Annotated in this window: 6 protein-coding genes; 5 read left to right on the top strand and 1 reads right to left on the bottom strand. The window is 60.4% G+C overall.

The window, feature by feature from the left end; all coding sequences use genetic code 11:
* Positions 1 to 72: 72 nt before the first annotated feature.
* Both HUU60_06070 and HUU60_06065 read left to right on the top strand, forming a co-directional pair.
* Positions 73 to 462 (top strand): VOC family protein, encoded by a 390-nt coding sequence (locus tag HUU60_06070; GenBank protein ID NUL82273.1) that lies wholly within the window; start codon positions 73 to 75, stop codon positions 460 to 462.
* A gap of 2 nt (positions 463 to 464) precedes the next feature.
* Positions 465 to 869 carry an ester cyclase gene (locus HUU60_06065; GenBank protein ID NUL82272.1) on the top strand — a complete coding sequence of 135 codons (405 nt, stop codon included), beginning with the start codon at positions 465 to 467 and terminating at the stop codon, positions 867 to 869.
* A gap of 4 nt (positions 870 to 873) precedes the next feature.
* On the opposite strand, the gene HUU60_06060 is transcribed toward HUU60_06065, so the two are convergent.
* Entirely contained in the window at positions 874 to 1,317 is a 444-nt protein-coding gene (locus HUU60_06060) for a sigma-70 family RNA polymerase sigma factor (protein NUL82271.1), read from the bottom strand.
* Between the two features lie 145 nt (positions 1,318 to 1,462).
* Here HUU60_06060 and HUU60_06055 point away from each other — a divergent pair, with 145 nt between their 5' ends.
* The 3 genes from HUU60_06055 to HUU60_06045 are packed head-to-tail and all read left to right on the top strand — an operon-like array spanning position 1,463 to position 15,572.
* The gene (locus HUU60_06055; GenBank protein NUL82270.1) at positions 1,463 to 4,453 is read left to right on the top strand and encodes a hypothetical protein; all 2,991 of its coding nucleotides are present in this window, start codon (positions 1,463 to 1,465) and stop codon (positions 4,451 to 4,453) included.
* 17 nt (positions 4,454 to 4,470) lie between these two features.
* A complete protein-coding gene (locus HUU60_06050) occupies positions 4,471 to 5,649 on the top strand; it encodes a hypothetical protein (GenBank protein ID NUL82269.1) in 1,179 nt (392 codons plus the stop codon).
* Between the two features lie 11 nt (positions 5,650 to 5,660).
* Positions 5,661 to 15,572, top strand: coding sequence for a fibronectin type III domain-containing protein (locus HUU60_06045; protein ID NUL82268.1), 9,912 nt, complete (start codon positions 5,661 to 5,663; stop codon positions 15,570 to 15,572).

Below are 15,572 nucleotides of genomic sequence, written 5' to 3'. Positions count from 1 at the left end.
AGGAGGGGCGGGTTGATCGTCGAACGTTAACCTAACTTAAAGCGCGTTCAAAGGACGCATGGAGGACGGAAGATGGATGACTTCACCAAAGCCGTTGGCGAGACGTTCGTATGGCACGAGTTGTACAGCCCCGACGTGAGCGGTTCGAAGAGCTTCTACACGCAGCTGTTCGGCTGGGATACGAGCGAGATGGAAACGCCCGGCGGCACGTATACGATGTGGAAAAAAGGGGAAACGTCGATCGGCGGTTGCATGTCGCTGCAGGCGCCCGAAATGGAGGGCGTGCCGCCGCATTGGACGATCTATATCGCCGTGGACAACGTTGACGCCAAAGTCGACAAGGCTGTCAGCATGGGAGGCAGTTTAATGGTGCCGGCTATGGATCTGCCCGGTATCGGACGGATGGCTCTCTTGTCCGATCCGCACGGCGCGACGTTTTGGGTCTATACGCCCGCAGGCTGAGATTGGACTCGGAAACAAGGAACGCGATCGCGCTTCGTCGCGCGGTCGAATGTTGGAACTCTGGCGACTATCCGGGCTATCTGTCGTTCTATAGCCCGGAGGTCGTCATGCATTTTGACCCGCCGACCGGATATGACGGAATTGTGGGCTTTTACCAGATGTTTTGGTCGGCATTTCCCGGTTCTCAGATCGAGATTATCGAACTGATCGCGTCGGGCGATCGGCTGGCGGTTGTTTTTAACGTGTCGGGCCGGCACCAAGGCGAGTTTATGGGCATTGCGGCAACGGGTAAAAGCGTGCGGTTTCAAGGCATTTCCGTGTTTAAGATGGCCAACGGGCAGTGCACCGAGCGTTGGAGCCAGTCCGATCAGGTCGGACTGCTCTATCTGCTTAAGGGCGGTTTGTAGGCGATTAACGGCATATCTTGCGTCCGATTCTGCCTGAAGTTCGGCGCAGTTCCGAGCGATAGACGTCGGCGAGACCGGTGTATGGGTTTTGCCGAGAGGCTCGGCGCATTTTGGCTTTGACCAGGCAGAGATTTTTGTAGACAGCCTGTTTGGTAATGCCGAACCGACGTCCGATTTCTTCGAGAGTGTTTCCGTTTAGGTACAGGTCAAAGACCTCTCGCTGATGTCGAGTCAAGCAGGAGCGCTCAAGGGCGGTTGCCAACTCGCGCGCCTCCAGGTAGTTGGCCGGATCGTAGGCGGCGATATCGTCGTGAAGCGCGCCGACCTTGCTTCGGTGCCGCTTAAGCTTGCGCTCAAACGTGTCTTCTCGGGCGTAGGGGTACTCGCACTTTCGGTCGCTGATCAGCACGCCCCAGACTTCGCTAAACTGTTCTTGTTTCAACCTCATCCTCCTATGGCGGCCTGCTTGCAAGCCCCAATAGGGTGGCGAAAATAGTAGACAAAAGTATACCATTTGGGCGAAGATTTTGAAAAAGAAGGAATCGGCGTCGCGGAGGGTAAATATTCCGTGCGAAGTTGATCGGAGGGCTTGTATGAACTCGCTTGCATTAGGTCGGTTTCTCGCTCTGTTGGCCGTTCTGTGCTGTCTGTCGCCGTTGGCGTCGGGTCAGATTTCGTTTCTGATCGATCCTCGCGAGACTTATTTGCGCACCAACGCCGACCCCAACGCATGGGAGAACGTGCCTATTTATCTGCCCGCGATCGGCGTTTTGCCGGGCGACATCGTTCTCATCGAGTCTTTGGGTTCTTATCACGGCGGGTCGAGCGGGGCTAATCGGACGGACATGCTGGGGATGTTCAGCAACTCTTGGAATCTGGATCCGCCTTCCAGCCCTGCTCGCGTGCCCGGGGCGATCGATGCGGGGTTGGACGTTGTGTCGGTCAACACGCGGGAGGGGAATCTGCCGACCGACATTCCTCAGGACTTTTCTATCGGTTCGACGCGGATTCAGGTGCCGGCAAGCGGTTTGTACTTGTTTGTGTGCCCGAACGACAACTTTTTTGGCGACAACACCGATGCGAACAGCGACTATGCGGTTCGGATTACGCTGCTGACGCGGCAGTATGTGTTTACTTCTAATGCGTACATTGGGCCGAACGATTTGACCTATGAGGGCGGGGATATCATTGTGCGCGGCTGCACGGTTACGATCGACGGGTCGCACCAGTTTTACAAGCTGACCGTCGAGCCGAACGCCGCGATGACGGTGGACGGAATTGTTACGACGACGGGCGCTGCGCCGTTGAGTTTAAGCGTTGAGACGGACGTAGAGGTAAAGGAGCGCGGTCGGATCGATCTCTCTTCGAAAGGCTATCCAGCCAGGAGCGGCCCTGGAAGAGGATTGGGCGCATCGACCGATACTCGCGGAGGCGGCGCCAGCCATGGCGGGCGTGGCGGAAACGGGGCGCTGTTCGGCACGAGCGATTGCTACGGCTCGATCACAGAACCGACGGAGATGGGCAGCGGCGGAGGGGCCGGGAACAATGGCGTCGATCCTCCGGGAGCGGGCGGCGGCGCGCTAAGGCTGACAGTCGGCGGGCAGTTGAAGGTAGACGGGCGGATTTTGGCGAACGGCGGGACGTGCTTCTCCAACTGGGGGGGCGGCGGCTCGGGCGGCAGCCTGTGGATTAGCGTTGGGCAGTTGAGCGGGTCTGGGTCTATGCAGGTTTTAGGCGGCAACGTGAGTTCTATATGCGATGGCGATCGCGCGGGCGGCGGCGGCGGCGGGCGGATGGCGATCTATTATGGCGGTTCGACGTTCTTGGGATCGTTTGAGGCCGCTGGCGGGTATACCGGATGCGTTACCAATCGTCGCGGCGGCGCGGGCACGATCTTGCTGAAGCAGACGGGCCAGCGGGCGCAACTGATTATTGACAACGGCGGCTATACGGGCGCGGGTACCGAGTTTCAAGGCATCCAGAACTGGGATTGCGATGTGCTGGTGCGCCAAGGCGCGATTTTGACCCATCCGGCGAAGCCGCAGGGGCAGACGAACGCCGAGCGATTGCAGATCCATGTAACTGGCAACTTTGTGATCGAACAGGGCGCGTTTGTGCATGTCGATGCGAGAGGGTATACCGGTCGGCTTGGTCCAGGCGCAGGGCTTGGTCCGCGCGAATCGCACCGAGGCGGCGGAGGCAGTTATGGCGGTCGAGGAAGCAACGGCGCTTTGCACAATGCGGGCGAGTGCTATGGTTCGATGACGGAGCCGATGGACTTAGGCAGCGGCGGTGGCGCCGGGGATAACGACAACAATCCGCCCGGAGCGGGCGGCGGCGCATTAAAGTTAGTGGTCGCGGGCCAATTGCGCGTGGATGGTCGGTTATCGGCGAACGGCGGGACGTGCTTCTCCAACTGGGGGGGCGGCGGCTCGGGCGGCAGTTTGTGGCTGAACGTGGGACACCTGGCCGGTACGGGCTCGATCCAGACTCTCGGCGGCAACGTGAGTTCTATATGCGACGGCGATCGCGCGGGCGGCGGCGGCGGCGGTCGAATGGCGATCTATTATGGCGGGTCCGACTTTACCGGTCAGATTCAGGCGTTCGGCGGCTATACCGGGTGCGAGTCTATTCGACGCGGCGGCGCGGGCACGATATACATGAAGCAGGGCAGCCAGCGCGCGCAGTTGATTTTGGATAATGGCGGGTTCACTGGAAGTTCTGCAGACTTTTCCGGCACGCAGACGATCGACGCCGATGTGATCGTGAGGCGCGGCGCCTCTCTTTCGCATCCGCCCAGGTTGACGGGGCAATCGGCCGAAGAGCACACCCACCTCATGATCAGCGGCGATGTGTTGGTAGAAGAGGGCGGCTGGATCTCGACCACAGGCCGCGGTTTTGGGCATCGGTCCGGCCTCGGCCGCGGTTTGGGCAGCGAGGTGGATTGTTGCGGCGGCGGAGCCGGATATGGCGGTCGCGGCGCGAACGGTCGAGATTGGGCCGGCGGTCAAAGCTACGGGTCGGCACAGCAGCCAATAGACTTGGGCAGCGGCGGCGGCGGCGGGTCGAACGGCGGGTGTCCGCCCGGTTATGGCGGCGGCGCTTTGCGATTGACCATCGCCGGTCGGTTTACGGTCGATGGCCGTCTTGAATCGAGCGGCAACAACAGCAGTTGCAACGGCGGCGCGGGATCGGGCGGCAGCATCTGGGTTTCGGCGCGAGAAATAGCGGGCGTTGGTTTCATTCGAGCGAACGGCGGCGCTAACGGCGATGGCAACGGCGGCGGCGGCGGCGGCGGTCGGATCGCGCTTTACTACGACACGAACACGTTTACGGGCGTTGTGGAATCGCTTGGCGGCGGCAGCGGATCGAGGCGGGGGTTCGACGGCTCGATCCATACCGGGCCTCGCGGCGTGCCGGGCGACACGAACGGCGACGGTTGCGTGGACGACGTCGATCTGGCGAGCGTGCTGTCGGCGTTTGGTACGAGCTGCACTGGGTGCGGCGAAGATGTCAACGGCGACGGCGTGGTGGACGACAGCGATCTGGCGACCGTGCTGAGCAATTTTGGTTTGGGATGCTAACCATGCAGGAGAGAACAATGAACATACGATTGATCGGATTGGTTTTCTTGTTGACGGGCCTTGCGGCTTGGGGACAGATCGATGTGCCTTCGGACGGGTCGGACGGCGACCTCAACCCGGGCGCCGGCACCCTCACCATCGACCTGAGCCAAGCGGTACCCGGACAGTGGGACCAGGCGGGTACGGGCGCTGGCGTATACGATGCGGCGAAGTGGGCGGTGGTGTTCAAGTACAACTCGGTGAACATTCCGAGCGGCGCGACCGTGCGTTTCATCAATCATCCGAGCGGCGCTCCGGTCGTTTGGCTGGTCAAGGAGACGGTGAGCATTGCGGGCACGGTCGATTTGAGCGGCGGCAATGCGGCCAACTTAGGGAGCATCGCCGAGCCTGGCCCGGGAGGCCATCGCGGAGGGGCAGCGGCCTTGTTCGCCACTGTGGCTTCGGGCGGATTTGGTCCGGGAGGCGGGTTGTCGGCATCGGGCACGGGCAATGCCAACGCTGCGGGCCGATTTGGCGATGTTCGTCCCTACGGCAACGCACAGATCGTGCCTTTGATCGGCGGGTCGGGCGGCGGCGGTCGGACAGACGCGACGCACGATGGGAGCGCGGGCGGAGGAGCGATTCTGATCGCTTGTCGCAACACGGTTACGGTTACGGGAACCGTTCGCTCGATTGCGGGTACTTCTTCGGTCTACCTTGGTTCTGGCGGGGCTGTGCGGATATTGGCCAACGCGATCGACGGCACATCGGCCGGTTTGATCGACACCGGTTCGCGGGGCGCTGTTGGGCGGATACGACTGGAGGCGAACAGCATCAATGGAGTTGTGCGCCGCACGCCTGCAGCCTCCGAAGCGGCGCCCGACAGTCCGCCGCTCATTTGGCCGCCGGACAACGCGCCGAGCGTTAAGGTGGTGTCGATCGGCGGGGCGTCTGCGCCGAACGATCCGAGGGGCAGTTTGAACTTAGGCGGGCAGGACGTTACCCTAACGGGCGGCGGTCCGGTAACGGTTCGGGTAGAGGCTCGAAACGTGCCGAGGAACTGGGCGGTGGTGGTCTATGCCGTCCCGCGCCATGGTCAGCGGTTCGAGGTGCAAGCGATCCGCGTGAGCGGCGATACGCCTTTGTCGATCTGGGAGGCCCAGTTGACCCTGCCTCCCGGTGCGGGCGTGATACAGGCAAGAGCGTACCGTCCATAGGGCGCCATTGAATGAGACTCGGTAAGCGCGCCGTTGTGCTGTTAGGGATGCTGGCTCTGCTGGCTCCCTTATTTGCCGGGTCGTCGCTGATTCGTTTGGTGCAGGTTTTGCAGTCCGAGCCGCCGATCGATGCGGTTTCTCGGGAGGTGAGCTACCGGACCAAAGATGCGCCTGTCGTTACCGATGCGGTGTCGCGCGAGGTGAGCTACGTCAATCCGACAGATGCGGCGAAGACGGGCGATGCCGTGTCGAGAGAGGTGTCGTACAATCTGACCTCTGGCGTTCCTGGGGCGCCCTCGTTTGTGGACGCGGTCTCGCGCGAGCAGTCCTATTTGCTGGACGTTACCTATCCCCATGCTTACTATGGGTTTGCGCCTGCTTCGGGATCGCTGACCATTGCGGCGTCGAACGAGACGACCTATTTTCAGGTGGTCAACGTTGTGGGCGGGGCGCTGGCGGCGAACGGCGTCTTGAATCCGTACGAAGTTCGATCGGTGTCGGTCTCGAGCGGTTTGCAGTTTAAGGTGCAGACGACGAAGCATGTCTGGCTGTATGTTGGCAATGCGGGATCCACGGCCTTTCCGGCTAAGGGGCAAGCGACGAGGGTCGGGCGCAATTTTGAGTTTGTGCTGCCTGCGCTGAGCAACAATGAAGAGTTCGTCGTGATGGCGTATGAGGACGCCGATGTTACGATCAAGACAGCGCAAGGCGTGCCGACGGCTAACTTTGCACTGCAGCGCGATCAATATTGGCGGACGACGGGCGCCCCGTTATCGGCGGGCGTGCTTTACAAATTAGAATCGACGGGAACGGTCGCGTTACATTTAGTCACCCATAATGGCAACATGGCGGTGCCGAGCGACAATGGCGAGGACGTCGGTCGAAAGTTCCTGTTTGCGACGCACAATTGGGGCGGGGGGGCTATTGCTGTTTTCGCCTACGAAGATGCGACGTTTACGATCACCGATCTGGATACGGGGCAGGCGTTAGAGCAGGACAGGGCGCTGGCGAACAATACGCACTACTTTAGATCGAGCGTGGGCCGCAAGCGATGGAAGTTAGAGTCGACCGGCAAAGTGGGCGTATGGTCGGGCGATTTGGAAGGCGGCACGGGTATTGAATGGATGGGCGACGATGTCGCCGTCTATCAGGGGGATCGCGGCCGCACGATTCATCTTCACTCGCAAACTTACGGCGGGCGGGCGTTTGCGATTTATGGCGAGACGGCGCTGACCGTTGACGAGCTGAACAACGATGGCGAGGTGATCGGGTCGTCGGCTTACAACTTAGAGGCGGACGGGGTTGTTTCGCTTGCGCCGGGCAAGAAGTTGAGGCTGACGGCCAACAAGCCGGTGGTCGCGTTTAGCGCGGGCGGCAACACGCTGAACGACTGGGGCGTTGCATTGATCAGCGCCTACGATGCGCACAATCCGGCGCCCGACACACGCATAGAGACGGGGCCGGTGGATCGCTCTTTGGTCTGTTCGCAGCCTATCTCGTTCAGCTGGAGCGGCACGGACGATGTTACGCCGAGCGAGGATTTGACGTTCAGTTATCGGTCGCGCAGGGGTTCCGATGCGAGCGTTTGGAGCGATTGGTCGGACGATCTCGACGTGGAACTGAGCGGGTTGCAGGATGGATTGTATCGATTTGAGGTTCGCGCGCGAGACGCGGACGGCAACATCGATCCGACGCCGGCAGTGCGCGAGTTCGAACTGAACGACGATCAGGCGGCGCCGGGCTTGTCTGCTATAACCGCCGAACCCAACTACACATCGGCCGTAATTCGATGGACGACGAACGAACCGGCGACCAGTTGTGTGGATTATGGGTTGACCGATGCTTATGGTTCGTCGATTTGCGATGCGATTTTGAAGACGCAGCATCAGATCGTTATCCAAGGATTGGGTCTGGACACCCTCTATCATTTCCGAGTTCGTTCGGCGGATCGATGCGGGAACAGCGGCGCCTCGGTCGACTTGATGTTTAGGACGCTGGCCGACACGACGCCTCCCGAGACGACGATCACATCGGGGCCGGGCGCGCAGGCCTGCTCGTTGCCGGTCAGTTTTGTTTGGGTCGGCGCCGACAACTTCTGGCCGAGCAATGCGCTGGAGTATCAGTGGCGGATCGACGGGGGCAATTGGTCGGCCTGGAGTTCTGCGACCTCGCGCGCGTTTGCTCAACTCGACGAGGGCAGCCATACGTTCGAGGTCGTCGCCAGAGACCCGTTTGGAAACATCGATCCGACTCCGGCTTCGCGCACTTTTGTGGTCGATACCGTCAGCCCGGTCATCGGTAATTTGCTTTCGACCAACGTTACGCCCGTGTCGGCGACGATCACCTGGACGACGAACGAGGCGGCGACCTCGCAGGTCGAGTATCGTCGCGTGATCGATCAGTCTTGGCTTCGAAGCGCTTTGAACGGGACGCGGGTTACCGAGCACTCGGTTACGATCACCGATCTGGCGCCGAACACGGAGTATGCGTTTAGGGCGATCTCGCGCGATGCGTGCGGTCACGAAGGGATGTCGCAAGAGGGCCGATTTACGACGCGGCAGGCGCCCGACCTAGTGCCGCTGAATCTGAATTCGCCCGCCGAGGTTACGCCGGATGTGCCGTTTAACGTGTCGTGGCACATTCAGAACCAGGGCGCCGCCCGTGCCGCCCAACCATGGATCGATCGGATCTATCTGTCTCAGAATCAGACATGGGACCAGAACGATCTGTTCATTGGCGAACTGGGGTCTCCGGGCGGGCTTGATCCTAATCAGACGTTGCCGAGGAACGCCGCGGCTACGATCACGGGAAGGCCGACGCCCGGCGCCTACTACCTGCTGCTGGTGGCGGATGCGTCCCAGACTGTGCCCGAATCGAACGAGAACAACAACGTAATAGCGCGAGCAACAGTGGTCTTGGGCGTGAACGATCCGCCAGAAACGAGCATTGTGAGCGGGCCTGGAGAGGGTTCAACGGTCTGCCAGGCAAGCGTGGCGTTTACGGTTACCGGCCAGGACGACCATACGCCGGTGGGCCAATTGCAATACGCTTATCAAATCGATCTGCAGCCGTGGTCGGACTATTCGGCAGCAACGACGATCCATTTGACAGGGTTGAGCGACGGCGCGCACACCTTTAGAGTTCGCGCAAGGGATACGGGCGGCAAGGTGGATGCTTCGCCTGCAACGCGAAGCTTTACGGTTGCGGCCTTGCCGCCGGTCATAACACAGTTGCGGCATCAGGTCGCGCAGGTTCAAGCGGCTATTCAGTGGACGACCAACATCCCAAGCACGTCGCAGGTGGAGTATGGCGAGACGCCCGGCTTGGGCAGCAGTACTACGGTCAGCCAGACTTTGACGCAAAGCCACTTGGTAATGCTCGCGGGTTTGAGGCCGAACACCACCTACTACTATCGCGCCAAGAGCAAGAACGGTTGCAATGTAGAGGCTCTATCGGACGTTGGAACCTTCCGCACAGGGTTCGCGCCCGATCTGGTCATCCAACCGTTAGACTTGCCGACCGAGATGGGTACCGGACAAAGCTACATCTTGCGCTGGAAAACCCGCAACATCGGCCAGGGCGACGCGGTGGGCAATTGGAGCGATTGCGTCTATCTATCCACGGACGATCAGGTTGGGAACGACATTCGGTGGATCTGCGCCGATCAGCTTCGCCACTTGCGAGCGTCGGGCGACGAGTACCAGCGTGTTATCGAGAATGCTCTGCCGGGGATTGCGCCGGGGACGTACTACCTCATTCTCAGAACCGATGCGGACGATCGCCTGAGCGAATCGAACGAAGGGAACAATTTCGCGGTCTTTGGCCCAGTTGTGGTAACTCAAACAATCCCGCCGGTGATCGCGGAGATTGGGGATGAGACAGTGGCCGAGGGCGTTGCCTATGTCGGGCCGACGCCCAGTTTGACGCAGGGGACTCTGCCTGTTACGTGGTCGCTGGTGTCCGGGCCGAGCGACATGACCATCGATTCGCTCGGTCGCGTCCATTGGCAACAGGCGATTGGCGCGGCGGATCCCATTACCGTTACGATCAAGGCGAGCAACGCGGCGGGTTCGGACGAGGAGAGTTGGCGCCTCCTCGTGCCGGTTACCTATGCGGCCACGGTTTCGACCGATGTCAATGTAGCGCCTGCCGGTACGCCGGTGCCGTTAGTGGGCGAGGCAAGGTTCTTGGGCAATAACGCGCCCGCTCCGAACGTTCCGGTTGAGATTCGATTGACAGTGCGCGGCTTTAAGCGCACGATCAAGACGCGCACGAACTCGCAAGGCGTCTTTATGGAGGTCTTCGAGCCGTTGCCCAGGGAGGCCGGGCGCTACACGGTGGGCGCGTCGCATCCGAGCGATCCCGAGGACTATGATCAGGATCAGTTTACGATAGTGGGCGCTTACACTAAGCCCGATAGTCTGGCTTTGGACATGGTTCCCCTGATTCCCGCCATATCGCAACTTGAACTGATCAATCCGGGAGAGGCGCCGTTGAACGGCTTGACCTGGACTCTGGAGAACGCGCCGCCGCAGATCGGCGCTCAGGTTCAGATGCCTTCGACGCTGCCGGGGCTGGCGACCGTGCCGATTCAGGTCAGCGTGATTTGCAACGAGCCGATCGAACTTCACGGTACGGCGAATATTGTGATCCGGAGTCAAGAGGGCGCGGAGTGGCGATTGCCGGTGCGGATAGACGTGCGTCCGCCCAGGCCGGTCTTGACCGCGCGACCCGGCACGGCGACGGCTGGAATGCTGGTCGGCCGGCAGACGCTGGTCGATGTTCAGATATCGAACGACGGCGGAGCCGCGACCGATACCGTGCGAATTTCGTTGCCCAACGTCCCTTGGATGCGGTTGGCGACGCCCGAGGTGATCGGACCATTGGCCCCAGGCGACACAGCAACCGTTTCGCTTTTGCTGGAGCCTCCGGCCGACTTGCCGCTGGGCGAATACACGGGAGGATTTGTGGTCGGCGCGGGTCGGTCCTATGGGATCACGGTCGATTATCGGCTGAACGCGATCACGGACGCCAAGGGCGATCTGGCCGTGTTCGTCGAGGACGAATCGACCTACTACGACGACCAGGGCAACCCGCGCACCGACGGCCCGCTGTTGGCCAACAGCATCGTGCAGTTGCTAGACCCGATAACGCAGGCTGTGTTGCACGAGACTGTGGCCGGCCCGGACGAGCCGGTAGAGTTTGCGGACATCACGGCCGGCAACTACGTTGTAAACGTTCGAGCAGCCGGCCATGCGCCCTATCGCCAGAACATACGGATCGAGGCCGGTCGCGAGAACGCGCATGTAGCATTTACGCCGAGAGAGACGATTCGGTACAACTGGGTCGTAACGCCGACGCAGATACCCGACGTGAACATCATTACGTTGGAAGCCGTGTTCGAGACCAATGTGCCCGCGCCCGTTGTAACGGTCGATCCGCCGGTGGTCGATTTGGCCGACTTTGACGGCGATTCGATGCAGATCAACTTTACGATCGAGAATCATGGCTTGATCACGGCGGAGGGCGTGGAGTTTGCGCTGCCGACGCATCCTCGCTGGCGGTTTACAATGCTGTCAGAGCAGATCGGCACGCTACGGGCGAGAGAGCGGCGGATTGTGCCGGTGCGCATCGAACGAGTGCAGTTGGGGCCTATGAGCGACGGACCGTGCTCGGTTACCACATGGGTGAAGTATTGCTATGAATGCAACGGGCTGCGCTGCATCAACGTGCCTGTAACCTTCTTGAACACGAAGGCGGGTTGTCACGGCATTCCTGGCGGAGGCGGCGGTTGGAGCGGCTGCTCGAACTGCGGCGGCCCGGGCGGTCCGTACCACATCGTGCCTTCTACCCGACCGCCCGATCCGTGCGAGCGGTGCGATCCGAACCAGCCGCCAGGAAGGGAGCGATGCATCGACGTCAGTCGATTTGCCGACGGCGCCGCGGAGGCCATTGCCGAGTTTATCGAAGCGTTGACCGCCCAACAAGCGGACGTAGAGGTCGAACTGCCCACGGTCGAAGCTTGCTATCAAGAAGTCTGCTGTCCCGACGGTACCAAGAAGACGCGCCTCACTGCGAGCGTCGGCGGCGCCATCGAACTGTCGGTCAATTTGGCCGGAAAGCACTTTGAACTAGAGGTCGGCAGGGAGTTCAACGTGCCCGGTTTAGGTACGGTCGAGGCGGACTTGGAATTCGAGTTCGATATCGGCGTGTCGCCAAAGATCGAAGGCGACATACAGATCGGTCTGGATTGGGGCTGCAATGGGCTCTGTTTGACGGGCGAGGCTACAATTCGCGGCGAGGTCGGGATTGGTCTGAACAACCTCGTCATGGGCGGAGAGGTCGAGGTGAACGGCGTGGAGTACCGCGCGAATCTGCGGGTCGAAGCGAACGCCGAACTCGCAGGATCGATCAACGTCTCTTATGATCAATGTCGAGACGATCCGTGGCAATTTGCGGCTTGTTTTGAGGGCGTTTATCTGAATCTTCAGGGCGAGCTGACGTTTGAAGTGAACAACATTTCGTACAACATCGATTTGGGTTGTAAGCGGGTCGCCCTGATATGCCCGATTGGCAATTGCGACCATGTGGAATGCGACTACATCAATTGCGACGGCTTTCAGCCCTTATTAAACGTAACGCCGCCCGATATGAGCCAGTTAAGAAACCTGTTGCTGGAATCGACTGCCCGCGACCTGTACGACTACAAGATGATTCCGGTCGAATCGCACGCTGCGCATCTGTTAGGTCAGGAGCCGAGGGTGCAGGAAGAGGAAGGCGTTTGCGCCCGCGTTCGGTTACAAATCGAACAGCAGTTGACCATGCAGCGACAAGCGTTCGACGCGGCTCTGGAGATCGTCAACCCCTCCACGACGAGCGATGTGAGCCGGATATTGACCGCGATCACCTTCTTTGACGCTGAGGGCAACCCTGCGGACGACAAGTTTGCCATCTATCCGCCAACGTTGCGAAATGTCACTGCGGTGGATGGCACGGGACTGTTGCCCCCGACCACCATTGCAAATATTAACTGGATTATCGTGCCGCGCGAGAACGCAGCGCCGATGCAGGCGACTCGCTATTATGTGGGCGGGCTCTTGCAGTTCGAGTTCGAGGGCGCCACGCACGTAGTGCGTTTAGAGCCGATGCCGATCGACGTGCTGCCCGACCCGCGCCTTGTGCTGGATTACTTCATGCAGAGCCGGGTCTACAGCGACGATCCGTTTACGCCCGAGGTCGAGCGCGCAGAGCCGTTCTCTCTGGGTCTGATCCTAAAGAACATCGGCTTTGGCGCCGCCAGAGATGTGCAAATCCAGTCCAGCCAGCCGCGCATTGTGGAGAACGAGCGCGGCTTGCTGATCGACTTTCAGATTGTCGGCTCGCAGGTGAACGACCGGCCGATCACGCCGTCGCTCAATGTGAACTTGGGCGATGTGCCGCCCGGCATGACGTCCGTTGCGAGATGGCTTCTGATCTCGAGTTTGCAGGGTCGATTTGTCGAGTTCAACGCCGATTATCGCCATGTCAATCCTTTGGGCGATCAATCGTTAAGCCTGATCGAGACGCCGATCGGTACGCACTTTTTGGATCATGTGGTGCGCATCCAGCATCCGGACGACGACAACCGACCGGACTTCCTGGTGAACGACGATCCGATCAATGACGAAGAGGAACTGCCCGACGGCGTTTATAGCAGCGATGGAAGTTTTGCGAACGTTACGGCGATTGCGAACGGAACGATCGATGCGCCAATAACCGACGTTCGGTTGAGCACCATAGGCCGCATTCCGACGACGCCGCAGGGATTTGTCTACATTCGCTGGCCCGATCCGGCTCAAGGGCGTTTTAGGTTGGTCGGCGTTACCCGTTTGGACGGTCGACCGATCTTCATGGGCGACAACGCTTGGACGACGCATCGAATAAGACGGCCCGCGGGCGGTGCTCCGGTCGAAGAAAATCGGCTGCATGTGTTCGATCACAACCCGACCGCGTTCTATGTGCTGACTTATGAGCGGCGCATCCCGGAGAACATTACGCCCGGCGAGGCGAAACTCCAGCCCGACGGTCAGCGCGTCATTGCGGGCGCGGAGTTAGGGGCTGCGGTTACCGCCGTCTTCGAGGACGGCTACTACATCGAGGCGCTGGATCGCAGTTCGGGCATCAAGGTCAAAGGCGGCATCGTGCTCGAGGGCGACCGAGTGAAGGTCGAGGGATTCATGGCGACCGACTCGAACGACGAGCGGTTTATCGACGCGAGGGGGCCGGCGGCGCGAATAGTGAAAGTTGGCGAAGGGCCGTTGGATCCCCTGATGATCAGCGTCCGGTCGCTGTATGCGGGCGATTATTTTTACCATGCGGGCACGGGCGTAGGGCAGCGCGGCATGGCGGGCGGCGTCGGACTGAACCCGGTCGGCCTGTTGCTCAAGGTTCAGGGGCGAGTAACGGACAGCACGAACGATTGGGTCTTGATCGACGATGGCGACGGGCGCGAGGCAAAGATCTACTTGGCCGAGGACAGCGTTGCGCCACCGGTCGGACAGTTTATCAGCGCGATCGGTGTCTTGTCGGTCGAGAAGATCAACGGTCAGCTCTATCCTGCGCTTCGCATTCGGCGCACGGACGATCTGAGAGAGGTTTCCGCAACGCAGATTCTGGCCGCGCCGGAAGCGCTGTTGCGCACGGGGTTCAATCTGCTCTCGATGCCGGGCATGGCTGCCAATCCGAATCCTCTGAGCGTGCTTTCGGAGTTTGCGGGCGCTGGGCTGACGGATCGATTGAGGCGGTTCGATGCGGCCGGTCAGCGAGAGATTGTGTACAACAGCGCGAATCCGGCCGATTTCGGCAATATGCTGTGGCCGGACGGCTTCCAATTGCGCTTGAACGCGGGCGAGCGGCTCTATTACGAATATCAGGGCGTCCGCACCGAATCGGGCGATCTATGGGTGAGCCTGCCCAAGACGGGCGTAACGTTGATCGGCAGCGGCTTTGATGCCGAGGTCGATTGGTCGAGCACGAAGGTTACGGATGGCGCGAAGACGGTTACTTTGCTGTCTGCGAGCCGAATCGAGGTTCCGGTATGGTTGAACTCGATCGCTTACTACTTTGATGCAGCGACGCAGACCGACAAGCGGCTGGGAATCGATCTGGACAACCCCGACTCGACTCGGATGCAGCCTTGGTACGGCTACTGGGTCTCCACATCGCGAGACAATTTGGCGCTGTTCATCACCAGCGGCGGGCCATTGGCGATGGACGATCGAGTCAGTACCTCTGTCAACACAGCGGTGAACATCTCCGTTCTGGCAAACGATCGGAATCCGAACAACGAGAATATCACGATCGTGTCGTTCGATCAGGGCAGGCATGGCGCCGTAACGCTTGTGGACGGCGCGACCTTGCGCTACGATCCGGAGACGGGCTTTAGAGGCATTGATCGCTTCTCCTATACGATCATGGGGCCATCGGGGGTGCGGTCGACGGCGGTCGTAACGGTCGTGGTCGGTTTGGTTCGGTTGACCGGGCGCGTGCACCTCCAGAACTTTGCAGGCGCGGTCAATGCGCTGCCCGTCATACTGGAGATCAACGATCAGACCTATGAGATAAGGTTGACCGGCTCCGGTCAATTGGGAACGTTTACCGCCGATCTGCCTCCTGCGGGGCGCCATTTGGTGCGCGTCAAGCCTCGCGGATATCTGAGAGAGAGCCAATTTGTAACGACTGCTGGGCAGGACTTGGAGATCGAGTTCCGGGGCTTGCTGATCGGCGATGCGAACGGCGACGACCAGATCGACGATTCGGATTTGGCCATCGTGCTGACGCAGTTCGGCGACAGCGGGTTTGGCCGGTTGGGCGATGTGAACGGCGATCAGGTGGTGGACGACCGAGACTTGGCAGCCGTCATCACCAACTTAGGCGCGCGATAG

It is taken from the genome of Armatimonadota bacterium, from assembly GCA_013359125.1.
Lineage (GTDB): Bacteria > Armatimonadota > Fimbriimonadia > Fimbriimonadales > GBS-DC > JABWCR01.
The sequence above is the reverse complement of the archived record's forward strand: the minus strand, read 5'-3'. Positions and strand labels throughout refer to the sequence as shown.